Genomic DNA, 22,543 nt, shown 5'->3' on the forward strand with positions numbered 1-22,543 from the left:
CGAATAAGATACGCATTGAAGAGGAATCCAGCCTGTCATTCTGGCGCTGCCAAAGCGGGCCAGTCGGGCGGGTGAGGCCTGAAGCGGCCAAAAAGGGGAATGACGTGCTGATGACGGCAGCCGTGCGGAGCGTATGAAAAAGAAGAAATCTTTTACGATCAGGGATATTGCCGAGAATGCGGGTGTTTCTCCGGCCACGGTTTCGCTTGTGCTCAACGGCAAGGGCGAGATTTCAGGTGAGACACGAGCACGCGTTCTTGAGGCTGTATCGCGGTTGAACTATGTGCCGCGCGTCGCCAAAACCGGCAATGGCACCAGCGGACCCGGCGAAACCATCCGGTTCCTGAAGATTTCCAAACATGGCGGCACGGTCAATCGTGATCACAGCGTCTTCGTTTCGGACTATATCGACGGCATGTCGTCGGAAGCATCCCGCCGCAATTATACGCTGGAGGTTGCCAGCTTCGAAGGGCAGCCGGTCAGCGCTGTGGCGGAATCACTCGCAGGCGCGCCGGTTCGTGGCGTCATTGCGCTCGGCACCGAATTGTCGGCAGTCGATATCCACATGATACAGGGCATGGGCCTGCCCACGGTTTTCATCGACACATTCTATGATGTCGTCGAGGCCAATTTCGTGGACATGAACAATGAAGACGCCGTCTTTAAAGTCCTGTCGCACTTCAAACAGTCCGGCTTTTCCCGGATCGGCTTTGTCGCCAGCCCCACCGAGACGATGAACTTCCGTCTGCGCCGCGAAGCTTATGTGAAGAACATGCAGCGGCTCAACCTCAAGGTTCAGCCCGAGGATATCCTGTCGGTCGAATCGACCTATGAAGGCGCCTATCGCGATACGCGAGAATTGCTGAAATCCGGGCACGATCTCGCTGAATGCTATTTCTGCACCAATGACATCATTGCCTATGGCTTCATCCGGGCGTTGAAGGAAAGCGGCGTCCGCATTCCGGAAGATGTTTCGGTGATCGGGTTTGACAATCTGCCGCAAAGCGCGACCATGGAGCCGATGCTGACCACGGTTGACGTTTCCAAGCGCAAGATCGGCAATGTCGCGGTGTCGATACTGGACGATCTGATCAATGCGGCCGACAAGCAGCCTGCGGTTAAGGTTCTCGTCGGCGCTGACCTCGTGATCAGGCAAAGTGATTCCGTTCTGTCATCCCGCAAAAAGAAGCGCCAGCAACTGGAAGCTGCTGGCGAGTAACGCCCCTATTTTTCAGGGCGTTTCATTGTCATTCATGATGGACCAGAGCCGGTAATTTTGAGGGCCGTGAACAGGCGCGCCGGGCTGGTGCCGCATGCGCGCCCAATCCATCAGTTTGCCTTGCCGATGAAGTCGCTGGCAAAGCGTTCGGCGATGGCCTGAATGGCCGCATGAATGGGGCCAGCCGTCAGGCTCGGCAGAACAGAGCCATCCACGACATAGACATTATCCAACCCATTCAGCCGCAGATCGGGATCGACCACTGCGGCATCGTCCTTGCCCGTGCGACAGGTTCCCGATGGGTGATGATGCGTGATGGCAGCCTTGGCGATAAAGGCGTCGATATCATCCTCGGTTTCCACAGCTCCGGGAAGAATTTCATGGTCGCGCCACTCATCCAGTTCGGGGCGGTGCCCGATCTCCCGTGCTGCCGCGAGGGCCGCCCGAAACAATCGCCGGTCGTTCTCGGTCTGGAGATATTGCGGGTCGATCCTAAGGGGATCGTCCAGACCTGCGCCAGTTATGCGTATTTCCCCACGGCTTGTGGGATGCGTGACGCCGAACAGGAAGGAATAGGCGCTGCCCGGTGCTGGCGCCGTGAAAAGTTCCGACACAATGGGCGCAACACCGCATCCGACGACGATTTCGGGCTGGCCGTCCGTCGCGGTGCCATCGGCACGCATATAGGCCATGCTCTCCGAATGTTGCAGACGGGATGGCGCCAGCTTTTGTCTGGCAGCATAGAGATTGCCTGCGCCAAGCAGGTGATCCATCAGATTGCGACCCAGTTCAGGTGCTTTGATGCGGCAGGCCACGCCAGCCTCATGCAACACGTCTTCCGGTCCAATGCCGGAACGCATGAGAAGGGCGGGGCCTTCCAGCGAACCCGCCGAAAGGATGATTTGGTCAGCGGTGATTGTGGCAGGCCCTTGCGGGCCGATAACCTCAAAACCGGCGGCACGAGCATTGTAGAAACTGAGATGTCGGGTCTTTGTGCCTGTCAGTATCGTCAGGTTGGGACGCGCGCGTACGCTTGGTGTCAGCCATGCTTCGGCGACCGTTACGCGTCGGCCATCGCGGATCATCAGCGAGTTCGGCGTGACGCCAATCATCTGGCCGCTGCTGTGACCGGGAATGCGGGGCAGGCCAAGTGCAGCACCCGCTTCTATAAAGGCGCGGGTCAGGGGGCTGACCTCCTCGTGCGGTATCCATACCGGCATCGGGCCGCCCCTGCCGTGGATACCATCGCCGCCCAGTGCGTGGTCTTCATTTGCCATGAAGGCTTTCTGCAAGCCTTCCCAACTCCAGCGTTCATCGCCCGTCGCTTCCGCCCATGCAGCAAAGTCGGCGGGGTGGCCGCGCATGTAACCCATGGCATGCAGCAGGCTGGAGCCGCCCAACGCCTTGCCGCGCGCCCAAGCAAAACTGCGACCGGCAGCACCTGGCTGCGGGACGGTATTATAGTCCCAGTCGTAGGGGCGATGCTGGATCGCGGGCCACATGGCCGGTTTCCAGATATCGGGGTCTGTCGGCTCGCCACCGGCCTCGATCAGCACGACTTGCCGTGCCGAATCTTCGCTCAGCCGTGCGGCGAGAAGGGCGCCAGCAGAGCCGGCGCCGATGATTGCCACGTCGTATTGTGCCATGGCCTTACTTCTGATCCGCAGGAACCACGACGCCTTCCAGTGTCATGACTTCGCCATCGAGGGAGACAGAGCAATTGCGCAGCGGAATATCGAGATGGCACGGCGTATCGCGATCACCGCCTGCTTCGGTATTCGGACCCGACGACCACAGGAAATTGCCTGCGAAGGAACGCGCATCCATGCCGAGCTGGGCCTCAGGGTTGTAAAGGCCGAGCACCGTCCAGTTGGCGCGGTTTTCCAGGCCCCAGCCGACATGGGCCATCGCATAGGCGCGGGGATCATTGAAGCTGTCCATGAACTTGCGCATGAACTCGGCGTCGTAACCGCCTTTGATATCGACGATAAAGCCCTTTTCGATGGTGACCGTAATCGGCGCGCGTGCGTATTTCTTGAACGGCAGCAGGATGTCGCCTTCGTCGATGACGATGGTGCCTTCGGCACTCCCTTCATCCGGCCAGCGAGCCGAAAAGCAGCTCGGCCAGTGGTCCCAGCGGCCCGGCTCATCGGCCAAACCATATTGCGTGAGAACCGGATATTGCCCGAGGCGGCAGCGGAAATCCGTACCGGCTTTCGAGGTCACGTGCATTTCCTTGGCCGCACCGATCTTCTTGGCGGCAGCGAGAACGCGCAGCTTGTCTTCCGGGCGTGGAATCTGGCGCATCATGATTGCCGGTGGTTCCACCGCCAACAGCATGCGCGTGCCGGTCTTCAATACCTCTTCCTGTTCCTTGGAAAACAGAAGCTGCAATGTGTCGATGACCATGTCGGACGCCATGAGGCAGGCCAGCGCTGCCGAATTGCCGTCGAGTGGCGTCTTGCCGATATAGCCAGACTTGTCCGGCGAGATCGCTTTTTCAGCATTGACCGGAGCAAGGTTCAGTTCGGTAACAACCGCACCAAGATCGGAAGCTGCAAGCTTGGCGATATAGGCGATCTGCTTGTTGCTGTCGTCACTCGTCAGAATGGTGACCTGTTCGCCAGCTTTCAGGTTGCACATTTCGAGCACCTGTCTCCAGCCCTTCAGGAACTGAGCGTCGCTGATTGACATGATATGATACCTCCATTGGGCGTCTGCCCGTTTGACATTGTGGCTGCACCAGAGAGCACGTCGGCCAGTCCCGATGAAGAAAGTGCTCTATCTATTTGTTATTGTGTTTATTCTGGTGCAGCCGGTTCCCACTCTGTCGGATTGCTAGAGCACATCCCGAAAAGTGCGAAGCGGTTTTCGGATAAGATGTGCGACAAAACAAAAGGCTAGAGCGGTTATTACGATTCAACCTCTGCTGAGACCGCTCTAAAGTGCATTTTGGTTTGCCAGTGTGAAAAAGTTGCGGTTGTAGTGCAGCAGCGGCGATGTTTCGGGTCCGAAGCGAATGGCCTTTACATTACCGATGAAAATCGAATGGCTATCCGTCTCGGAAACCGTGGCGATCTCGCAATCGAGATTGGCCATGGCGTCATCGAGAGCCGGAGCACCTGTCGCAAGGCTTGTCCAGCGATAGGGCGCAAATTTGTCTTCACCCATCTGGCCGATCTGGCCTGCGAAACGCATGGCGACTTCACGCTGGCGGTCGGCGAGAATATTGACGCAGAAGCTGCCCGCCGAGGTGATCGCCTTGTGCGCCTCGCCGAAGCGATTGACGCAGACAAGCATGGAAGGCGGCGTCAGCGACATGGAGCAGACGGCAGTTGCCGTCAGGCCGCGCCGCTGATCCCCTTCACCGGCGGTGATGATGTTCACCGTCGCCGCAAGCTGGCGCATGGCGGAGCGAAAATCATCGGTCAGCTGATCGGTGGCTGGCTGGATCATAGGGTGCCTCCTTTTGCAGCAAGCACGGTTTCAAGAAAGAGTGCCGCTGAGGCGAGCCGGTGGTCGGCGCCGCGCGCGCCGACAAGCTGGACACCGACTGGCAATCCCTTCGGGCCTTTGCCTGCGGGGAGGCAGATGAGCGGCACTTGCAGGACACTCCACAGCCGGTTGAAAATCGGGTCGCCAGTTGGCGTTCCTTCCGGCGCTTCGCCCGGAGCGGCAAGCGTCAACACCGCATCGAAACGCGACAGGATCGCGTCCATCATCAGGCGAATGCCCGGAATCTCACCCATGGCGGCACGATAGCGGGCTTCATCGACGCGCCCCTGATCTTCCATCATGGCCCGGGTAACGGGTGTCAGCCGATCCCAATGGCGGCTGGTCTCTGAGACGAGCGACTGGGTGACTTCCCAGCCCATGACGGCTTCATGCAGGTCGAAAATGCCGTCAAACCAGGACGGAGCGGCCAGCACGGTTACGTCTGCACCGGATGCTTCCGCAAGCGAAGCCAGCCGGTTGACGATGTCGATCGCATAGGCTTCTGCCTTTTCAAGTCGCGTGCCGAGCAGGACACCGATGCGAGGGCGCGCTGGCGGTGTAAGGGCGGCGAGTTCGGATTTACCGGTCAGCACTGCGGCGCAATGGGCGGCATCGCCAATGTTGCGGCTGAGAATGCCGAGCGTATCCAGCCCATGGCAGAGCACCTTGATCCCGACCGTGTTGATCGCACCGAAGGTCGGCTTGAAGGCTGTCACACCGCAAAAGCTTGCGGGGCGGATAACCGAACCGGAAGTTTGCGTGCCATAGGCCAGAGGCACCATGCCAGCGGCAACAGCAGCACAGGAACCGGATGACGATCCGCCCGGCGTATGGGCCGGATTGTGCGGGTTGCGGGTCTTGTTCGGGCTTGCCATGGCAAGTTCCGTGCTCACCGTTTTGCCCAGGATCAAACCGCCTGCATTGCGGGTGATCTGCACGGCCGGCGCATCCCATGGCGGCTGAAAGCCCTCATAGATGCTCGTGCCATAGCCCGTGGGCATGTCGGCGGTGTCGATGACGTCCTTAACGCCAATCGGGACGCCAGCCAGCGGTCCCTTGGCTCCAGATGCATCCATCGCATCGGCAGCGGCGCGCGCCTGCGCGGCATCAAGATGCTGCCACGCCATGACCGGGCCGTCTCTGTCCGCAATGCGTTCAAGATAGGCTTCCGTGACCGCACGGGTGCTGAGCGCACCGGAGGCTACGGCAGCAGCAATGTCACGAGCATCAAGGGCAAGGATTTCAGAGTTGTTCATCAAACATTTCCTCAGCCGAATATGGATGGGCGCCGGTCGATCCACGGAGCGGCGCGTTCAAGCTCCGCAGCCAGCGCGAAAAGCAATGCGTCGTTTCCAAAGGCCGCACCGAGATGTGAGCCGATGGGCAGGCCATGAGAACTCATGCCGAGTGGAACCGACATTGCCGGGCAGCCGGATGTGTTGAAAACGGCAGTGAACGGCGAATGCGACCAGAACAGATCGTAGAATTCGTCGATGTTTTTGCCCTGACCGGCAAGCTTGCCCAATAGCGGCGCGGGTTCTGCCGCAGCCGGGGTCAGCATGACGTCATATGTGCTGAAGAACCGCCCTAGCGCTCGTGCCGAAGCGTGAAGCTGGTTGACGGCCCACAAATAGCGAGTGCCGGGTATTGCCAGCGCTTCGCGGACCCATTGCTGATTGACGGGTTCAAGCTTGGCGATGTTGGCAGAGGCTGCATCGCCGCCGCTGACACCCAAAGCCACGTTGACGCCGACGATGATGCGCCATGCCGCTTTCAGCGCTTCCGCGTCATAGCCTGCATCTGCAACTTCTTCGACACTGTGTCCGAGGTCTTCCAGCAACCGCGCGGTGGCGCGCACGCTTTCGACCATTTCTGGATCAATAGGACTGCCGTCCGGCGCAGCGACAATCATCGCGACCTTGAGGCGAGGCGGTGTTTTGTCGAGCGCTGCCAGATAGCTGCCCGGCGTGGCCGGCGAGGCCCATGGGTCACCAAGATCGCTGCCGCCTGTCACGTCGAGCATGGCTGCATTGTCACGCACCGACCAGGTGACGGCGTGTGGTGTGGACATGCCGCCAATGGCTTCAGCGGCAGCCGGGCCAACGGGATTGACCAGCCGCGACGGCTTGAACCCGAAAAGACCGCAATGGCTGGCAGGCAGGCGCGTGGAACCTGCACCGTCCGAACTGTTGGCAAGCGGCACCATGCCGCTGGCGACAGCCGCAGTCGAGCCGCCGGACGAGCCGCCCGCCGTGCGGTTGATATCCCACGGATTGCGCGTCGGGCCGAAGGCATCGGATTCGGTTGTGAAGCTGAGCGCAAATTCCGGCGTGTTGGACTTGCCGACAATCACCATGCCTGCCGCTTTATAGCGCGCGGTGATGGTGGAATCGCGTTTGCTGACGACATTGCGCAGCAGTTCTGACCCGCTCGACAGGAGCATGCCTTCCGCTTCGAAGCCGGTGTTCTTCAACAACATCGGAACGCCCGAAAGCGGGCTTTTGGCCAAGCCGTCGGCGACCTGCTTGCGCGCGAGATCGTAATGCGGATGCACGACGGCGTTGAGCTGCGGGTTGAGCCGCTCGATCCGTTCAATCGTGGTTTCAAGGACTTCGCTTGCGCTGATCTCTTTGTTCGAGATCAGACCGGCAATCGCGATGCCGTCGAGTTTCGCCAGATCATTCATCGTCTCAACTCATCTGCGCTTTGAAAAGATCGAGGTCCCACATGTCCTTGGTGCCCACCAGCAGACCGTCCTGGAACTCGAATATATGCAGACCGTCAAGCGCGATCTGGCGTGGTTCAACATTGTCGCCACGCGGCGTGAAGGTGCCGGTCATGTGATAGGGAACAGCAACCTGATTGCCAGAACGGATATAGCCGCGCCGTTCCCATGCAACGTCAGGCAGCATGCGCCAGAAACCGGTCAGCCCCTCGGCCAGCGCGGCGCGTCCCTGACGCCGTTTCGCCATGGCGACTTCCTCGTGCCAGCCATCGGCGTGATAAAGCGAAGCCGCTCCCTCGGCATCGCGCGAAGTGTATGCGCTATAAAAGCGGTCGATAAGCGTGGACTGGTCCATCGCAATCTCCAACATGTCGCGAAAGAAGAAACCCCGCCCGATTGGCATCAGGCGGGGTCGTCAGAGCTTTACTCGATCCCGGCGATCTTCTTCACCTGGGCGACATAGCCGTCGCGCTTGACCTCATTATAAAGTCGGGCGCGCAGGGCCGGAGCCGGTGTGGCGTTGACGTTTTCAAACAGCGCAACGCGGCCAGCCAGCGAACCGGAGGTCATGTCCCAGATGAAATTCATCAGCTGTTCCTTGACCATGGCCGATACGCCATGTCCGGGCAGCAGTTCATGCAGGAAGTGACCGACTTCCGGATTGTCGAACGCTTTCTTGCCAAAACGCATCACCAGACCCTGACCACACAGTTCCTGAAGGATATGGATGATCTTCGGGTAGTTTTCGATCGAATAGAGGCGACCGGCGGTCAGCATGCCGACATCGGGGCGCATGACATCGCCTTCGGTCGGGACAGCCAGTGCTTCGGCAGCGGTGACGAAGGCGCGGAGCGTCTGCGCATATTCGACCAGCTGGCCCAGCATCATCTGGACAGCCGGAATTTTGCCGGTGCCGAGATAATCGAGAACCATCTGGCCTGCACCGACGAACAGTTCAGCCTTCACCGCGAGGCGGGTCAGAACATGCCAATGTGCGAAGACGCAGACCGGGCCGTAATAGCTCATAGCCGTCGGATCGCCGAGGTTGAAGAGCCGTTCCTTCGGTACGAAAACATTGTCGAACACGATGAACTGGTCGGCTTCTTCGCCGAGGCTCGACACCGGATGGTCGAACTTGCTCGACAATGGCTGCGAAACCATTTCACGCGAGATCATCTTGATGCCGGGCGTGTCGATTGGCACCGAACCCCAGATGCAGGCATCCGCAGGAGTTTCCTGAATGCCGCCGAGATTGGTGAAGAAAATATCATTGGCCTGAGCGGCAATCGAGCCGACAGTCTTGGCGCCATAGATGTAGACGCCGTCCTTCGTGACCTTACGCGCCTTCAGGAGCGAGGCTTCCGAGGCCTTGGGCGACGAGCGGTCGGCCTGCGGTCCGGCGAGGCTTTCCGACGCGGTCAGATTGTTGTTCTGACCATATTCCATGTAGCGTTCGATGTTTTCGGCGAAGTCCGGATCAATGCCGTCGATGAGCGACTTCTTCTTCTTGAAGGTCGGCAGATAGGCGTAGAGACCAACAACGATGGATGGTGCGAGATCTGGCGGACGTCCGAAGGTGCCTGCGGTCTTGAGCGACGTATATTCGATCATGCGACGGCGGGCGGCCAGGTCTTCCTTGGTGCGCGGAATCTGCCACGAACGGCTGAGAACAGCGCCTGCCTTCTCGTCGTAATAGGTGGTGGCGTCGGCATGTTCTTCGGTGAACTGATCGTCGAACATCGAGGCCAGAAGGTCGATGCCCTTGGCCAGCGCGGGTTCGTCATAGACGGAGTTCAGTTTGGAACCGCCGACCCAGATCTGGCGGTTGTCCTTGAGGGATTCCTTATACTCCGCGCCGGTCTTCAGCCGATGCGGCGTGCTGGCTGGTTTTGTAGCTGTTCCCTGTGTCATTGGGCCTCCTATTTGCAATTGGAATCGCCGGTGTTCCCCGGTTTTATGGAGCGTTTCCGGTTATATAAATCAGGCGCTTTCGGCCTTTTCTTCACGCATTTGCCGGATCACATCCGAAGCAACACGCATCGCGTCGAGCGCGGCAGGCACACCGCAATAAATCGCGGCCTGAAGAATGACCTCAACGATCTCGTTTTCGGTCACGCCATTGTTCAATGCGCCGCGAACGTGGATCTTGATTTCATGCGGGCGGTTCAGCGCCGTCAGCATGGCGAGGTTGAGAAAACTGCGGGTCTTGCGCTCGAGACCGGGGCGGGTCCAGATTTCACCCCAGCACCATTCGGTGACGAGCTTTTGAAGCGGTGCGGTCAGGTCATCGGCATTGGCCAGCGATGGCGCGACATAAGCCTCGCCAAGCACTTCGCGCCGAACCTTCAACCCCTTCTGGAATTGTTCACCGTTGAATTCAGGACGAGTCATACATCTCTCCGTTAAGGTGGCAGTGTGCCAGCTTGTCCCCGTGGTTTTGTCTTTCTTATTGACCCAAGGTTAGACATGCCGGACTTGACCTGTCAATAGATTGTATGACAAGATTACGGTCATACTGTAGGCTAAGATGAAATTGTTCGGCGCATCGACGTCGAATGTGCTTGTGGGGCGGGAGGATCATGGCGGAGCCGATAACGGGATCTGACGGGGAAATAGTACCCTTCGAGCTTTATGCCTTACGTTACGCCACCCATGGCGGGCGAACGATCAAAGACAATTTTCTACATGTCTCTGATCCGCATGAGTCGGGAGCAGATCTCGACTATTTCGTCTGGCTCGCCCGGCGCGGTGACGAGGTTTTCGTTATCGATACCGGCTTCGGGCAGGACGCCGCCGATGCGCGCGGGAGAACCTTGCTGCGAAAGCCGGTGGATGCGCTGGCGCTTCTCGGTGTGGATGCAGGTAAGGTGTCCCAGGTCGTGCTGACACATCTCCACTACGATCATGCGGGAACGCTTGGCGATTTTCCGGCAGCGCATTTTCATTTGCAGGTTGATGAGGCGGGACACGCCACCGGCCCCTGCATGTGCGACCCGAAAGCGCGTGCTCCTTTCGATGTTGAAAACATCGTTGCCTATATCCGCAGCCTTTATGCGGGCAGGATTGAGTTTCACCGCGGCGACCGGGAGCTTTCGCCCGGATTCTGGCTTCATGCTGTGCCGGGCCACAGTGCCGGTTTGCAGGCGGTTCGCGTCTATACCGCGCGTGGCTGGGTGGTGCTGGCTTCCGATGCGACGCATTTTTACGCCAATATGGAGCATCGCAATCCGTTTCCCGTGCTCTACGATGAAGCTTCTCTCATTCGCGGCTATGCCCGGTTGACCGAACTGGCACCAAGCCTCGATCATATTGTTCCGGGCCACGACCCGGCGGTTATGCAGGCCTATTCAGCACCTTCGGCTGAACTGGAGGGGATCGTCGTTCGGCTCGACGTTGCGCCAAGTTTGAGGTGGGAGGAGCTGGCGCGATGACGCTTGCAACAGGACGTGGTGTTCTGATCACCGGTTCGGCCCTTGGTCTCGGGCTGGAACTGGCCCGCAGCTTTGCAAAGGCCGGTGATCGTGTGTTTCTCACCGATATTCTGCCCGAAGTGAGCAATGCCGCGACGGCGCTGAGCCGTGAAACAGGCCAGCCGGTCGGCTCATCAGTGATCGATCTGTCTGAAACCGGTGCAGCCGATCACCTTGCAGCTATTGCAACCGAACAGTTGGGCGGGATCGATATTCTGATCAACAATGCGGTCATTCGCAAAATGTCGCCGGTGCAGGCGTTGGCCGATTCCGATTGGGACAAGGCGCTGGAGGTCAATCTGTCTGCTCCTTTCCGGCTGATTCGCGCCTGTCTGCCGGGCATGCAGGCCCGGGGTTGGGGGCGGATCGTCAATATGGCGTCGGTTTACAGCCTGATCGCGCTGGCCGGTCGTGCGGATTATGTCACCACCAAACACGCAATGATTGGCCTGACGCGGACGGTTGCGCTGGAACTGGCCTCATCCTCAATCACCTGCAACGCGATCTGCCCCGGGCTGATGGCAACCGATTCCGCCCTTGGCCGCATTGAAGTGCTGGCTGCGGAAAAGGGCATCAGCACTGAAGAGGCGACGCGTCTTTTCCTTTCCACCCGTCAGCCGGGTGGCAAATTTATTCCGATGGAGACGGTGACCGCCTTGGCGCTGTTCCTTTGCGGCGCTGCCAGCGAAGGAATCAACGGTGCGGCGATACCGGTGGATAATGGCTGGTCGTTTGCCTGATGGCGCGACCGCGATAACAGGAGAGTGGAATGAGTGAAGTCGGTTTTGTCGGCCTTGGCAATATGGGCCGCCCCATGGCGGAGCGCATCATCGGCGCAGGCTATAAACTTGCCGTCAATGACCGTGCCGAAGCGGCTGTGGCGGCATTGGTTGCCGCAGGGGCGGAAGAGGCTGGCACCATCGGCGAATTGACCGCGCGCGCAGAGACGATCTTCCTGTCTTTGCCGACGCCCGAGGTGGTGATCGCTGTCGGGCGCAGCATTGCGGCCAATCCCGGCGTGGTGAAACGCGTCGTCGATCTGTCGACCACCGGGCCGAAGGCCGAGATGGATCTGGCTGAAATATTGTCGGCTGCGGGCATTGCTCTGATTGATAGTCCGGTTTCGGGCGGTGTCGCAGGTGCCAAGAAGGGCACACTTGCGCTTATGGCCGCCGGACCTTCGGCGCATTTTTCGGTCGTTGAGCCGATGCTGCTCGCGCTTGGCAAGGTGATCCGTGTTGCCGAAGAGCCGGGCAAGGCGCAAGTGATGAAGCTTATCAACAATATCTGCTCGGCTGCCGCATTGGCGATCACGTCAGAAGCCATGGTGATGGGTGCCAAGGCTGGTCTCGACGCCGATGTCATGATCGAAGTCCTGAATGCCGGTTCCGGGCGCACCTCCGCCAGCGCCGATAAAATCCCGCGCTTCGTGCTGCCGCGCGGTTTTGATTTCGGTTTCGCAATCGGCTTGTCGCTCAAGGATATCCGTTTGTGCCTCGAAGAAGCCGAACGGCTCGGTGTGCCGATGATGGTGGGTAATGCGGTGCGCATGCTCTTCTCGATCACCAAGGCCGATCTCGGTGCGGATGCCGACATGACCGCAATCATTCGCCCGCTCGAGAAGTGGGCGGGTGCCGAAGTGCGCGGCAAAGCTGCTGGCGCGTGACATGAAGGGTATAAGCCTCACTCTGGCGGCGTTTGTCCATGCACCGCCAGTTTTGCCGGAAGCAGTGCGCGCTGCGGGACGGCGCTCATTGCTCAATATGGTCGGCACGGCCATTGGCGGCTCGAACGAAGCGGCGATACAAAAGCTGGTGGCCATGCTGCCAGCCTTTTCTGGACCGGCGAAAGCGAGCATCATTGGCCGCTCCGAGCGGGCCGACATGCTTTGGGCAGCCTATATCAATGCGGCTTCCGCGAACATTTTCGACTTTGACGACACGCATGTGCCGACAGTCATTCATCCATCTGCACCAGTCGCGCCAGCTATTCTGGCGCTGGCCGAAGCCATGGCCGGGGAAGGGCGTCCGGTAACGGGTGCGGCACTGATTGAGGCCTTCGTGCTTGGTGCGGAAGTGACGTGCCGGCTGGGCAATGCGCTTCATCCGGTTCATTATGCACGCGGCTGGCACATTACCTCTACCTGCGGGACATTTGGTGCCGCGCTGGCCGCGGGTCGACTGCTGGGGCTTTCTCCGTCGCAACTCGTCGATGCGCTGGGCCATGCTTTGGCACAGGCATCCGGCTCGGTCGAAACACTGGGCACCATGTCCAAAAGCCTTTCCGTAGGGCAGGCGGCACGAGCAGGCCTTATGTCCGCTTTGCTGGCCGCCGATGGATATACCGGTCCGGCGGAGCCGCTGGAGGGTGCGCGCGGCTTTCTGGCTCTGCATTCCGATGCGCCGGACTATGATGCGCTGACCGGAGGACTTGGCAGCGACTGGGAAATCCTGAAGAACACATTCAAGCCCTATCCATGCGGTGTAGTGCTCAATCCGGTGATTGAAGCCTGCCTTGAACTGCATGGTGAAGGCGATCTGCGGGCCGATAAGATTACCGCTGTAACACTGACCGGCCATCCGCTACTCCGCCAGCGCACGGACAGGCCCGGCGTTACCACCGGGCGGCTGGCGCAGGTCAGCGCCCAACACGCCGTTGCAGTCAGCTTGCTGTGGGGCAAGGCCGATCTGGCGGCTTTCTCCGATGCCGCTGTCGCCGATCCTGAACTGAAGGCGCTGGGTGAAAAACTATCCTTCGTCGACGATCCGTCGTTTTCTTTCGAGGCGGTCGAGGTTTGCGTTCTGTTCGAAGATGGGCGCAAACTGGTGCGCAGGATCGATGGCGCCAAGGGCGGGCTGGCTCATCCAATGAGCAACGCTGAACTGGCGCAGAAATTCAAGGCGCAGATCGACTGGCGCGGAATTGCAATCGACGGCGAGGCGCTGATCGCTACCCTTGAAGGGATAGAGAATGCCGCCGACGCCACGTCATTTCTCAGCCTGGCAGGAGCCAGATAGCGCATCGAAATAAAAGCATAAGCAAGGGAGAACGAAATGAATGCAGGAAAAATTGCCGACCCGATTTTTACGCTGACCACCGGCCCTGTCGATGCCTATCCGGCTGTATTGCGGGCCTTGTCGCGACCGGTTCTCTATGATTACGATCCGGCATTTCTTGCGTTCTACGAGGCTGTAAATGCCAAGGTGCAGCGCGTGTTTCACACCAAAACACCGCCGGTTATCCTGCATGGAGAGCCTGTTCTTGGGCTGGAAGCGGCTGCCGCTTCGCTGATCACCAGAAACGATGTGGTGCTCAATCTCGTTTCGGGCGTCTACGGAAAAGGCTTCGGCTTTTGGGCTGCGCGCTATGCGAAGGAAGTGGTCGAGCTGGAAGTGCCCTATAATGAGGTGCTGACCGCCGAAGCAGTGGCTGATTTCCTCAAAAAACGTCCTGATGTTGCGATTGTGTCGATCTGCCACCACGATACGCCATCCGGCACGGTCAATCCTGTCGCGGAAATCGGCGCGGTTGTTCAGGCTGCGGGCAAATTGTTCATCGTCGATTCCGTATCGGCATTCGGTGGCATGGATGTGCTGCCTGAAACGGCGCATGCCGACATGTTCGTGACCGGTCCGAACAAGTGTCTCGGCTGCCCGCCAGGGCTAACGCTCCTGCATGTCAGCGATGCGGCCTGGGAGAAAATCGCCGCCAATCCCGATGCGCCGACGGCTTCCATCCTGTCGATCGTTGATTGGAAACGTGCCCATGAAGCGCACAAGCCTTTCCCTTTCACGCCATCTGTTTCCGAAATCAACGCGCTGGATGCGGCGCTCGATCTCTATCTGGACGAGGGCGAACAGGCCGTCTGGGCGCGTCATGCATGGACTGCCAAAGCCTGCCGCGCAGGCATTCAGGCAGCCGGTCTGAAACTGTGGGCTGCGCGGGAAGAGATCGCGTCGCCGACCTGTACCGCTGTGGCGATCCCGGAAGGGGTGGATGAAGCCAAGCTGCGGGCGGCGATCCGTGACCGTTATGGAGTTGTCTTTTCGTCAGGGCGCGGTGAAACGCTCGGCAAACTGACCCGCATCGGACATATGGGGCCGACAGCACGTCCGACCTATTCGCTCGTCTCGGTTGCTGCCATTGCAGGCGGTCTCAAGGCGGCAGGCGTGCCGAATATCGACGTTGGCGCAGGCGTTGCGGCGGCGATGGCGGTGATTGAAGAGGCACCCGCTTAACGTTCTGCACCTAAAACGGGCAGAGAGAACAAGGGGATGCTTTCAAAAAGTGCAGTTATCGTATAGTAATACGGTAATATGCCCGCTTTTCGCTTATGGGGCGCAAACTTATGGCGATATTGATGAACGGAAAAAACCCACCTATTGATTTCAAAGTGATAAAGGCTGCCGCACCTGTCCGTCATAGCGTTACGGAAAGTATCCGTAACTCTATCGCGATTGGGTATTTCACCGCCGGGCAGCGCATCACGGAACGTGATCTGTGCGAAATGACTGGCGTGAGCCGCACGGCTGTGCGCGAAGCGCTGCGTCAGCTGGAGAGTGAGGGCCTTGTGGAAGTGGTGCCGCATCGCGGTCCCATCGTCGCGCGGCTGAAGCCCGAACAGGCCGAGGGCATCTATCAGGTGCGTATCGAACTGGAAGGTCTTGCCTGCGAACTGTTCGCCCAAAATGCGACCGATGATGACATTGCAGCTCTGAAGGCAGCATTCGAAGTGCTGAAGAACAGCGACAAGATCACCGATCCTCTGGAGCGGCTGACGGCCAAGAACGCTTTCTATGACTGCCTGATCTACGGTGCGCATAATGAGGCGCTGGGCCATACGCTGTCGTCATTGAACGCTCGCGTCATGGTTCTCCGCGCAACGTCGCTCGGCGCGCCGGGCAGAACGCGCGAAAGCCTCACCGAGCTGGAAGAGGTCGTTGGCCATCTGGCAGCCAGACGCGGCAAGGAAGCCCGCAAGGCGGCGGCTTATCACGTCATGAATGCGGGCAAAGTCGCAATCGCCATTCTGCGCGAGCGGCTGGCCGAAGAGGCCAGCGCTTCTTAAAGTGGAAGTTCGGCGCCGGGGTCATATTCCCGGCGTCGCACCACCGTCGACATTGATGACCGTGCCATGCACATAGGCAGCCGCAGGGCTGCAAAGAAAGCGCACGACGTCGGCAACTTCTTCTGCTTCTCCATAGCGCTGGATGCCTTGCGCTTCACGCAGCGCATCGCGTGCTGCATCCAGAGAAATACTCCGTTCCTTCGCCAGCACTTCGATACGACGCAGCAGCCGGTCGGTCACGATATGGCCGGGGCAGAGCGTATTGATCCGCATGCCGGTGCCTTGGGCGCGCTTTGAAATCGCCTTTGTAAAGTTGATCAGGGCTGAGTTGACCGAGCCGCCAATCGTGAAGTCGGGCTCAGGCGTATGCGCGCCGACGCCCGATATATTCACAATGCTGCCTTTGCTCTCGACAAGGGCCGGCCATGCCGCTCGGCAAAAGCGCACGGTGGCATGAAACTTGAGCGCAAAGCCTTCCAGAAAGTCATCATCGCTCAGCGACAGAAAGTCGCCGCGCTTGGTAGCGCCTGCATTGTTGATCAGCGCATCGATCTGTCCGGTGACGGCGAGCGTATCGGCGACAACTTTTTCTGCAGCACCCAGCTGTGAAAGATCGGCGGCAATGACGACGACTTCCGGCGCACCAGCGGCGCGTGCAGCCTCCGCAGTCTCTTCCAGAGCTGCCGCATCACGGGCGCAAAGACCAAGCGCGAACCCGTCTTTTGCCAGTCCGATAGCGAAGGCTTCCCCTAATCCGCGGCTCGCTCCGGTAACAATTGCTGTGCGCATTTTCTCTCTCTTATGAATGCTGATCTGCGGGCATTTTTGAAATTTTCCTTTATATCCAAATGGATGCAAGGACTTTCTGCAAATTCACCGCTAGTCGATTTTCAATATTGTATTACGGTATGATCATGCTATCGTATTCTCGCACTGTCAATCGGGGTGAGGTTCATGCGCAGCAGAGATCTTTCGGTGATCTGCGTTTCGGACCCGCTTCGTTCCAAATGGAGGGGTCAGATGCGAGGCTGTAACAGATTGGCAATTCGCCCAATCCAGGGCTTGGTCGAGCGCCGCTATGGGGCGGCGCATCGGGTTGCCTTGACGCCTGCCTCGCAGCGCAGATGCACGGGTTCCGGCGTCACGCCTGCGCGGCGCTCCATCGGAATTTCGGCGCGTGTTGCCCAGTCATCGCCCTTGTGCCCGCACCAGATGCGCTGCACGGCCATCTTGTCGCCGACCGAGTTCAACTGGAAGACATTGCCTGTCTTCACATCGACACCAAAGCTGAATGAACGGCTCGCGCCGGGTGCAACTTCGCCAAGATCGGCGGAGAACCAGTGCGCAAAAGCAGCCGAACATGCCAGTGAAGTCTTTCCACTGTTCTCGACCGTAATGTCGAGCGACTGGCCGCTGATGGCGGCCTGCGCGGTGTTTAATCCAAGAAGTGCTGTAGCAAGAAAGGTAAGGTGAATTCGCATTTTCAAACTTTGCTCCCGTTTGTACTTAAGATTCAACCGGAGAGTAAGAAATAGTCAACAAAATTCTACAATAGGGAACGACAAAATGAAGAAAATGGGAATCAGTACAGTAAGTAAAGCTGTGCTTGCTCTTGCAGTAAGCGGCTGGATGGCCAGTACTGCATTGGCGGAAGATATCAAATCAATTGCTATTCTGGCCCCGGAAATGGGAACCGACATGGGCTGGAACCAGCAGGGCGTGGCCGCTGCCAAGGCCGCTGGCGAAGCTGCCGGTGTGAAGGTCGTGGTTGCGGAAAATCTCGGCTATGGCGACGTGCGCCCAACGCTGCGCGAGCTTGCCGAAGATGGCGCCGGTCTGCTGATCGCGCATGCTTCCGGCTACAACACGGCCGCGCCGGAAATCGGTGAGGAAATGAAGGTTCCTGTCGCGATTGTCGACAGCCCGGACAAGCTTTCCGCAGGCAAAGTGGCCGATTATACCGCTGCCGGTAGCGATGGTGCTTATCTCGCCGGTCGTCTCGCCGCCAAGGTCAGCCGCACCAAGGTCGTCGGTATCGTCGTTTCGGGTGAGCCGCCATCGTGGAACAACATGTCGGTTGCTTTTGCTCAGGGCGTGAAGGCCGAAAATCCGGCGGTTGAAGTTCGTTACGCTGTCATTGGACCAGCTGCCTATGCGGACGCCGCAGGCGGCAAGCGTGTGACGGAAACGGTTATCGCTTCCGGCGCGGACGTTATCTTCGGGCAGGGCAACGGTTCCAGCTTCGGCATGTTGCAGGCCGTTGAAACTACGCCTGCCACTGATGGCGGCAAGGCCTATTTCATCGACGTCATCGGCGACAAGAGCCCGATCGACAAGGGCTTCCTTCTGTCTTCTGTTATCTGGGATCTGAAACCCGTTTATGCGGCGATGATTCAGGACCTGAAAGACGGCAAGTACGGCAGCCACAACTATAATATCAAACTGGATGACGGCAGCCTGCGTCTTCTGAAGACCAAGAACATCCCGGACAATGTATGGAAGGAGATCGAAGATCTTCAGGCCAAGGTTGTCTCCGGCGAGATCAAGGTTGAGCCGAAGTTCGATGCCGACAGCGTGCATGCGTTGGTGAAAACGGTCGCTTCCAAGTAACCGGCTTGCTCAGGCATCGGCACAGAAATCGGGTTCGATTTCTGAAAAGCAGGATGCATGGATAAAGCAGTGAGAGCGAATTTTGTGCGTCCGCAAGGACGCACGGCGCTCGAATATCCGTCTCGTTGCTTCCGGGCATTGTCGTGATCCATCCGGTCGCGACGAGGCGGACTTCCATGAAGGACAGTTTGATGCAGGCGACAACAGAAAAAGTAGTCCCTCTTCCATCACACGCAATAAATTCTCCGGTCAGTTCTTCGGGCATGCCCTTTGTCGCTCTGCGCGGCATAACCAAGCGCTTTCCGGGTGTCGTCGCCAATAATAATGTCAGTACAGATATCTGGCCTGGAGAGGTTCATGTTCTCCTTGGCGAAAACGGCGCAGGTAAATCCACACTTGTCGGCATGCTGTCAGGGCTACAGCAGCCCGATGATGGCTGGATTGAGGTGGATGGCGCACAGGTCAACATCACATCGCCCCGCCATGCCTTGTCGTTGGGGATCGGCACTGTGTTCCAGCATTCCATGCTGGTGCCGAGTTTGACGGTCGTCGACAATTTTACGCTGGGTGGTGCTTGGTGGCGGAAACCGGATCGCAGCGGCGTTGCGAAGCGTATCAACGAAACGGCAAGCCGCGTGGGGCTGCGGGTCGACCCTTTCGCGCTGGTCTCCAGCCTGTCGCTGGGCGAACGCCAGCAGGTGGAAATTCTGCGTGCCTTGATGCGCGGGAGCCGATGCCTGATCCTTGACGAAGCGACAGCCATGCTGACGCCAAACGAGGCCATATCGTTGGGGCAACTGATGCGGCGGCTCGTGGCGGAAGGGCTGGCGGTCATATTCATCACCCACAAGCTCAACGAAGCGCTTGCCTATGGCGACCGCATTTCCGTTCTGCGCCTTGGCAAGAACGCTGGTGCTATCGCGCCGGAAGAGCTGAAATCCCATACCGACGCGGAAAACACAGCCAATATCATCCAGCTCATGTTCGGTAATGCCGCCACGGGCGACGGTGAAACCGCGCCACGTGTCAGTCGCGATCTGGGGGCGACGGTACTGACGGTCGAAAAGCTGAATTCCAGCGCGGGGCGTATTCCGGTTCGCGATGTTTCGCTGACCATCCGTGCTCGGGAAGTTCTGGGAATTGCCGGGATCGACGGCAATGGCCAGAAGGAGCTGGCAGAAGCGCTTGCGGGTCAGGCTCCATCCGTTGGAAGCGTTCGTTTGCACGGAACTGAAATCGGCGCGCTTTCGGTGGGTGAACGCCGCACGGCAGGGTTGCGCTACGTGACGGATGATCGTCTTGGCGAGGGAACGGTGGGCGCTTTCGCGGTCGCCACCAACTTTCTGCTGAAAGACATCGGCGCTGCGCCATTCTGGCGCAAAGGGCTCGAAAAACCGCAACAGATCCGCGCGCAGGCTGCCGAACATGTTCGCAATTTCGATATCCGCACGCCGGATGTCCAGACGCCGGTTGGCACTTTGTCGGGCGGCAATATCCAGAAGGTTCTGCTGGCGCGCGAACTGACGGGCGCAGCCGAAGCGGTGATTTTTGCAAAGCCGACCTATGGGCTCGACGTGAAAAACATTCGGGCCACCCGTCAGCGTATTCGCGATGCCGCAGATGCTGGCAAGGCGGTGTTGCTGATTTCCACCGATCTGGACGAGCTTCTGGAGCTTGCCGACAGAATAGCCGTGATCGACCAGGGCAGAGTGCTCGGCACGGTCCAAAATGGAGCAGGCGCGCGCGATGCCATCGGCCGTCTGATGAGTACCGGAGAAGAAGAATGAGCGATCAGCAAGCCGGCACGGCTGGGATGGCTGGACAGATGACACGTCCGCCTTTTTCCGCGTGGGGCAGAATCCTTGCCGTCAGCGTTGGACCGCTGGTCGCGGCCCTTGTACTGGGCGGGCTGATCCTGCTCGCCATGGGCGTCAATCCGCTGAGTTACTATGCCTATGTGGTCGAGCGGGGGATTTTATCGCCGTCCGGTCTATCGGCAACGCTGACCCGTATGGGACCGTTTCTGCTGATCGCGGCAAGCCTGATCGTGGCTTTCCGTGCTGGCATCTGGAATCTTGGCGGCGACGGGCAGTTTCTTCTGGCTGCGGTGATTGTCGCGGCTACCACACCGCTTTTGCACACGGCCGGATTGCCAATCTGGCTCAACCTTGCTGTCGGTCTGGTAATTGGTCTGGCTGTTGGGGCGGTCTGGGGCCTGTTGCCTGCTATGCTGAAGGCGTGGCACGGGATCAATGAAATCATCACCACTTTGATGATGAGCTTCCTTGGTGTTTCGCTGGCCAATGTGCTGGTGAAGCTCGCTTTTCTCGATCCGGCGACCACGACCCCGCAAACGCGCACGCTTCCGGTGGATGCGCGCTTGCCGAAACTGTTCGATACGACCATTTCATCGGGCCTGATCATCGGCCTCGTCGTTATCATCGCCATGCATCTGATGATGACGAAAACCTCGTTTGGCATGAAGCTGCGTCTGGTCGGGGCCAATCCGCGCGCTGCTGTTCATGCCGGTCTGTCGGTTCCGAAGCTGACCATCGCCGTCTTTGCCATTTCGGCGGGGCTTGCCGGGCTGTCCGGCGCCGTGGATATTCTGGGTACGCAAGGCAATGTCCGCGCGGACTGGAACCCGGCCTACAGCCTGACGGTGGTGCCGCTGGTTTTCCTTGCGCGGCTTAACGGCTTTGGCTCCATCGCCTATGTCTTCCTGTTTTCCGCCCTCACAATCGGTGGGGAAAGCGCAGCGCGTCGGCTTGGTGTCCCAAGCTTCTTCTCGCTCGTCATCGTGGCGCTGTTGCTGATTACGCTGGCGCTGGCGGAATATTTTGACAAGAATCGCCGTTACCGGGCGAAGGTCTGAGGACGAGAAAATATGGCGCTTTTTACGGAAAGTTTCATCATCACCCTGTTCCTCGGCGCAATCGCTGCGGGTACGCCACTTTTACTGGCCGGGCTTGGCGAGCAATTGTCGGAAAAGGCAGGTGTGCTGAATATCGGTCTCGAAGGCATGATGCTGGCCGGTGCCTATGCCGGTTTTCTGGTGGCATGGACCACCGGCAGCATGGGGCTGGGCTTTGTCGGCGGCATCGCTGCGGGCGCGTTTATCGCATCCTTCATGGTGCTGTTTTGCGTGCGGCTCGGCCTCAATCAGATCGTCATCGGTATTGCCCTGACGCTCGCCGTGCAAGGTCTGACCGCACTCCTGCATTTCGTACAGTTTTCGCAGACATATCCACGTCTGGACGGTGCTCCGAAATGGCCGGTCTGGCCTTTGTCCGAAATCCCCGTGCTGGGGCCAATCCTGTTCAACCATAATCCGGTTGTCTATGTGGCGGTCATTCTGGTTGCGGTTTTCGCCTGGATTTACCGGATGACGCATCTCGGTACTGCCTTGCAGGCAGCTGGCGATAAACCGGCGGCGCTTGATGCAACCGGTGTGGATGTTGTCCGCACACGAAGTGTCGCGGTGCTGATAACGGGCGCATTGGCCGGTCTTGGCGGTGCCTTCATGTCGGTCGCAGTTGCGGGCGTGTTCATTCCGTTCATGAGCCATGGCAACGGCTTTATCGCTATCGTGCTTGCCATGCTGGCGCGCGGCAGGCCGCTATGGGTATTGGGCGGCGCATTGCTGTTTGGTGTCAGCCTGTCGCTGGCAACGGCATTGCAGGTTGCTGGTGTCAATGTGCCAACAGACGTGATCCAGATGTTGCCATTCGCCATGGTCATGCTGGTGCTGCTGATCGCTGGCCGTAAGGCAAGCTTGCCGCAGGCGCTGGGCGAAAGCTTCGTGCGCGGAGCACGCTGAGCCAGACTTTCTGCACGCTGTGCAAAGCATAATTGAGGGGCCGGGGCATCACTTTGATGGTCCGGCCCTTTGTCCTTGGATAGGTCGTTTTTTCCGCTCGCGGTTGTATTGCAACGCTTGGAAAAAATATCTGCCT

Annotated in this window: 21 protein-coding genes; 11 read left to right on the forward strand and 10 right to left on the reverse strand. The window is 58.9% G+C overall.

The features are described from left to right. Positions 1-133 precede the first annotated feature (133 nt). Entirely contained in the window at positions 134-1,219 is a 1,086-nt protein-coding gene (locus tag FGI60_RS01650; RefSeq protein WP_138783641.1) for a LacI family DNA-binding transcriptional regulator, read from the forward strand. Between the two features lie 110 nt (positions 1,220-1,329). Here FGI60_RS01650 and FGI60_RS01655 read toward each other — a convergent pair whose 3' ends face one another. From FGI60_RS01655 to FGI60_RS01690, 8 genes are all read right to left on the reverse strand, one after another. After that, on the reverse strand, positions 1,330-2,865 hold the full coding sequence (locus tag FGI60_RS01655; RefSeq protein WP_138783642.1) for a GMC family oxidoreductase: 1,536 nt from the start codon (positions 2,863-2,865) through the stop codon (positions 1,330-1,332). Positions 2,866-2,869: 4 nt separating this feature from the next. Next, entirely contained in the window at positions 2,870-3,913 is a 1,044-nt protein-coding gene (locus FGI60_RS01660; protein WP_078339159.1) for a M29 family metallopeptidase, read from the reverse strand. Between the two features lie 246 nt (positions 3,914-4,159). Next, on the reverse strand, positions 4,160-4,675 hold the full coding sequence (locus tag FGI60_RS01665) for a flavin reductase family protein (protein ID WP_138783643.1): 516 nt from the start codon (positions 4,673-4,675) through the stop codon (positions 4,160-4,162). Beyond that, positions 4,672-5,970 carry an amidase gene (locus tag FGI60_RS01670; protein WP_138783644.1) on the reverse strand — a complete coding sequence of 433 codons (1,299 nt, stop codon included), beginning with the start codon at positions 5,968-5,970 and terminating at the stop codon, positions 4,672-4,674. The genes FGI60_RS01665 and FGI60_RS01670 overlap by 4 nt, the downstream gene beginning before the upstream one ends. Positions 5,971-5,981: 11 nt before the next feature. Then, positions 5,982-7,400, reverse strand: a complete 1,419-nt coding sequence (locus tag FGI60_RS01675) for an amidase (RefSeq protein WP_138783645.1) — start codon at positions 7,398-7,400, stop codon at positions 5,982-5,984. A 4-nt stretch (positions 7,401-7,404) separates the two neighbouring features. Then, entirely contained in the window at positions 7,405-7,794 is a 390-nt protein-coding gene (locus tag FGI60_RS01680; protein ID WP_171058668.1) for a nuclear transport factor 2 family protein, read from the reverse strand. 68 nt (positions 7,795-7,862) lie between these two features. Beyond that, on the reverse strand, positions 7,863-9,350 hold the full coding sequence (locus tag FGI60_RS01685; protein WP_078339153.1) for a 4-hydroxyphenylacetate 3-hydroxylase N-terminal domain-containing protein: 1,488 nt from the start codon (positions 9,348-9,350) through the stop codon (positions 7,863-7,865). Between the two features lie 69 nt (positions 9,351-9,419). Then, on the reverse strand, positions 9,420-9,830 hold the full coding sequence (locus tag FGI60_RS01690) for a carboxymuconolactone decarboxylase family protein (protein ID WP_121539385.1): 411 nt from the start codon (positions 9,828-9,830) through the stop codon (positions 9,420-9,422). A 188-nt stretch (positions 9,831-10,018) separates the two neighbouring features. Here FGI60_RS01690 and FGI60_RS01695 point away from each other — a divergent pair, with 188 nt between their 5' ends. From FGI60_RS01695 to FGI60_RS01720, 6 genes are all read left to right on the forward strand, one after another. Then, positions 10,019-10,870 (forward strand): N-acyl homoserine lactonase family protein, encoded by an 852-nt coding sequence (locus FGI60_RS01695; protein ID WP_138783647.1) that lies wholly within the window; start codon positions 10,019-10,021, stop codon positions 10,868-10,870. Then, positions 10,867-11,649: an SDR family oxidoreductase gene (locus FGI60_RS01700; protein ID WP_138783648.1), complete on the forward strand. Its 783-nt coding sequence runs from the start codon at positions 10,867-10,869 to the stop codon at positions 11,647-11,649. Before FGI60_RS01695 ends, FGI60_RS01700 begins: the two co-directional genes overlap by 4 nt. Positions 11,650-11,678: 29 nt before the next feature. Continuing rightward, complete coding sequence (locus FGI60_RS01705) at positions 11,679-12,575, forward strand: NAD(P)-dependent oxidoreductase (protein WP_138783649.1); 897 nt, start codon at positions 11,679-11,681, stop codon at positions 12,573-12,575. Then, positions 12,541-13,926 carry an MmgE/PrpD family protein gene (locus tag FGI60_RS01710; protein ID WP_210238403.1) on the forward strand — a complete coding sequence of 462 codons (1,386 nt, stop codon included), beginning with the start codon at positions 12,541-12,543 and terminating at the stop codon, positions 13,924-13,926. The genes FGI60_RS01705 and FGI60_RS01710 overlap by 35 nt, the downstream gene beginning before the upstream one ends. A gap of 36 nt (positions 13,927-13,962) precedes the next feature. Continuing rightward, positions 13,963-15,147: a pyridoxamine--pyruvate transaminase gene (ppaT, locus tag FGI60_RS01715; RefSeq protein WP_138783651.1), complete on the forward strand. Its 1,185-nt coding sequence runs from the start codon at positions 13,963-13,965 to the stop codon at positions 15,145-15,147. A 122-nt stretch (positions 15,148-15,269) separates the two neighbouring features. Continuing rightward, the gene (locus tag FGI60_RS01720) at positions 15,270-15,977 is read left to right on the forward strand and encodes a GntR family transcriptional regulator (protein WP_210238404.1); all 708 of its coding nucleotides are present in this window, start codon (positions 15,270-15,272) and stop codon (positions 15,975-15,977) included. A gap of 21 nt (positions 15,978-15,998) precedes the next feature. Here FGI60_RS01720 and FGI60_RS01725 read toward each other — a convergent pair whose 3' ends face one another. Together FGI60_RS01725 and FGI60_RS01730 are read right to left on the reverse strand one after the other, a co-directional pair. Beyond that, positions 15,999-16,766 carry an SDR family oxidoreductase gene (locus FGI60_RS01725; protein WP_138783653.1) on the reverse strand — a complete coding sequence of 256 codons (768 nt, stop codon included), beginning with the start codon at positions 16,764-16,766 and terminating at the stop codon, positions 15,999-16,001. Positions 16,767-17,053: 287 nt separating this feature from the next. Next, positions 17,054-17,458, reverse strand: a complete 405-nt coding sequence (locus FGI60_RS01730) for a hypothetical protein (protein ID WP_078339143.1) — start codon at positions 17,456-17,458, stop codon at positions 17,054-17,056. Between the two features lie 85 nt (positions 17,459-17,543). Here FGI60_RS01730 and FGI60_RS01735 point away from each other — a divergent pair, with 85 nt between their 5' ends. The 4 genes from FGI60_RS01735 to FGI60_RS01750 all read left to right on the forward strand — a co-directional run bounded on the left by FGI60_RS01735 (position 17,544) and on the right by FGI60_RS01750 (position 22,407). Then, positions 17,544-18,587 carry a putative B6 ABC transporter substrate-binding protein gene (locus tag FGI60_RS01735; RefSeq protein WP_078339141.1) on the forward strand — a complete coding sequence of 348 codons (1,044 nt, stop codon included), beginning with the start codon at positions 17,544-17,546 and terminating at the stop codon, positions 18,585-18,587. A gap of 176 nt (positions 18,588-18,763) precedes the next feature. After that, positions 18,764-20,374, forward strand: coding sequence for a putative B6 ABC transporter ATP-binding protein (locus FGI60_RS01740; RefSeq protein WP_328592638.1), 1,611 nt, complete (start codon positions 18,764-18,766; stop codon positions 20,372-20,374). Further along, positions 20,371-21,462: a putative B6 ABC transporter permease subunit 2 gene (locus FGI60_RS01745; protein ID WP_078339139.1), complete on the forward strand. Its 1,092-nt coding sequence runs from the start codon at positions 20,371-20,373 to the stop codon at positions 21,460-21,462. Before FGI60_RS01740 ends, FGI60_RS01745 begins: the two co-directional genes overlap by 4 nt. Before the next feature lie 12 nt (positions 21,463-21,474). Next, the gene (locus tag FGI60_RS01750) at positions 21,475-22,407 is read left to right on the forward strand and encodes a putative B6 ABC transporter permease subunit 1 (protein ID WP_138783654.1); all 933 of its coding nucleotides are present in this window, start codon (positions 21,475-21,477) and stop codon (positions 22,405-22,407) included. Positions 22,408-22,543: the final 136 nt, after the last annotated feature.

This window comes from Brucella haematophila (assembly GCF_005938105.1).
Classification (GTDB): Bacteria; Pseudomonadota; Alphaproteobacteria; order Rhizobiales; family Rhizobiaceae; genus Brucella; species Brucella haematophila.

What these genes read in the sequence shown, in the direction of transcription:
- FGI60_RS01725 (WP_138783653.1), bottom strand. Translation starts at nt 16,766, where the DNA reads ATGCGCACAGCAATTGTTACCGGAGCGAGCCGCGGATTAGGGGAAGCC.
- FGI60_RS01700 (WP_138783648.1), top strand. Translation starts at nt 10,867, where the DNA reads ATGACGCTTGCAACAGGACGTGGTGTTCTGATCACCGGTTCGGCCCTT.
- ppaT (WP_138783651.1), top strand. Translation starts at nt 13,963, where the DNA reads ATGAATGCAGGAAAAATTGCCGACCCGATTTTTACGCTGACCACCGGC.
- FGI60_RS01750 (WP_138783654.1), top strand. Translation starts at nt 21,475, where the DNA reads ATGGCGCTTTTTACGGAAAGTTTCATCATCACCCTGTTCCTCGGCGCA.
- FGI60_RS01695 (WP_138783647.1), top strand. Translation starts at nt 10,019, where the DNA reads ATGGCGGAGCCGATAACGGGATCTGACGGGGAAATAGTACCCTTCGAG.
- FGI60_RS01685 (WP_078339153.1), bottom strand. Translation starts at nt 9,350, where the DNA reads ATGACACAGGGAACAGCTACAAAACCAGCCAGCACGCCGCATCGGCTG.
- FGI60_RS01660 (WP_078339159.1), bottom strand. Translation starts at nt 3,913, where the DNA reads ATGTCAATCAGCGACGCTCAGTTCCTGAAGGGCTGGAGACAGGTGCTC.
- FGI60_RS01655 (WP_138783642.1), bottom strand. Translation starts at nt 2,865, where the DNA reads ATGGCACAATACGACGTGGCAATCATCGGCGCCGGCTCTGCTGGCGCC.
- FGI60_RS01740 (WP_328592638.1), top strand. Translation starts at nt 18,764, where the DNA reads ATGAAGGACAGTTTGATGCAGGCGACAACAGAAAAAGTAGTCCCTCTT.
- FGI60_RS01745 (WP_078339139.1), top strand. Translation starts at nt 20,371, where the DNA reads ATGAGCGATCAGCAAGCCGGCACGGCTGGGATGGCTGGACAGATGACA.
- FGI60_RS01650 (WP_138783641.1), top strand. Translation starts at nt 134, where the DNA reads ATGAAAAAGAAGAAATCTTTTACGATCAGGGATATTGCCGAGAATGCG.
- FGI60_RS01665 (WP_138783643.1), bottom strand. Translation starts at nt 4,675, where the DNA reads ATGATCCAGCCAGCCACCGATCAGCTGACCGATGATTTTCGCTCCGCC.
- FGI60_RS01670 (WP_138783644.1), bottom strand. Translation starts at nt 5,970, where the DNA reads ATGAACAACTCTGAAATCCTTGCCCTTGATGCTCGTGACATTGCTGCT.
- FGI60_RS01705 (WP_138783649.1), top strand. Translation starts at nt 11,679, where the DNA reads ATGAGTGAAGTCGGTTTTGTCGGCCTTGGCAATATGGGCCGCCCCATG.
- FGI60_RS01680 (WP_171058668.1), bottom strand. Translation starts at nt 7,794, where the DNA reads ATGGACCAGTCCACGCTTATCGACCGCTTTTATAGCGCATACACTTCG.
- FGI60_RS01730 (WP_078339143.1), bottom strand. Translation starts at nt 17,458, where the DNA reads ATGCGAATTCACCTTACCTTTCTTGCTACAGCACTTCTTGGATTAAAC.
- FGI60_RS01690 (WP_121539385.1), bottom strand. Translation starts at nt 9,830, where the DNA reads ATGACTCGTCCTGAATTCAACGGTGAACAATTCCAGAAGGGGTTGAAG.
- FGI60_RS01735 (WP_078339141.1), top strand. Translation starts at nt 17,544, where the DNA reads ATGAAGAAAATGGGAATCAGTACAGTAAGTAAAGCTGTGCTTGCTCTT.
- FGI60_RS01675 (WP_138783645.1), bottom strand. Translation starts at nt 7,400, where the DNA reads ATGAATGATCTGGCGAAACTCGACGGCATCGCGATTGCCGGTCTGATC.
- FGI60_RS01720 (WP_210238404.1), top strand. Translation starts at nt 15,270, where the DNA reads ATGAACGGAAAAAACCCACCTATTGATTTCAAAGTGATAAAGGCTGCC.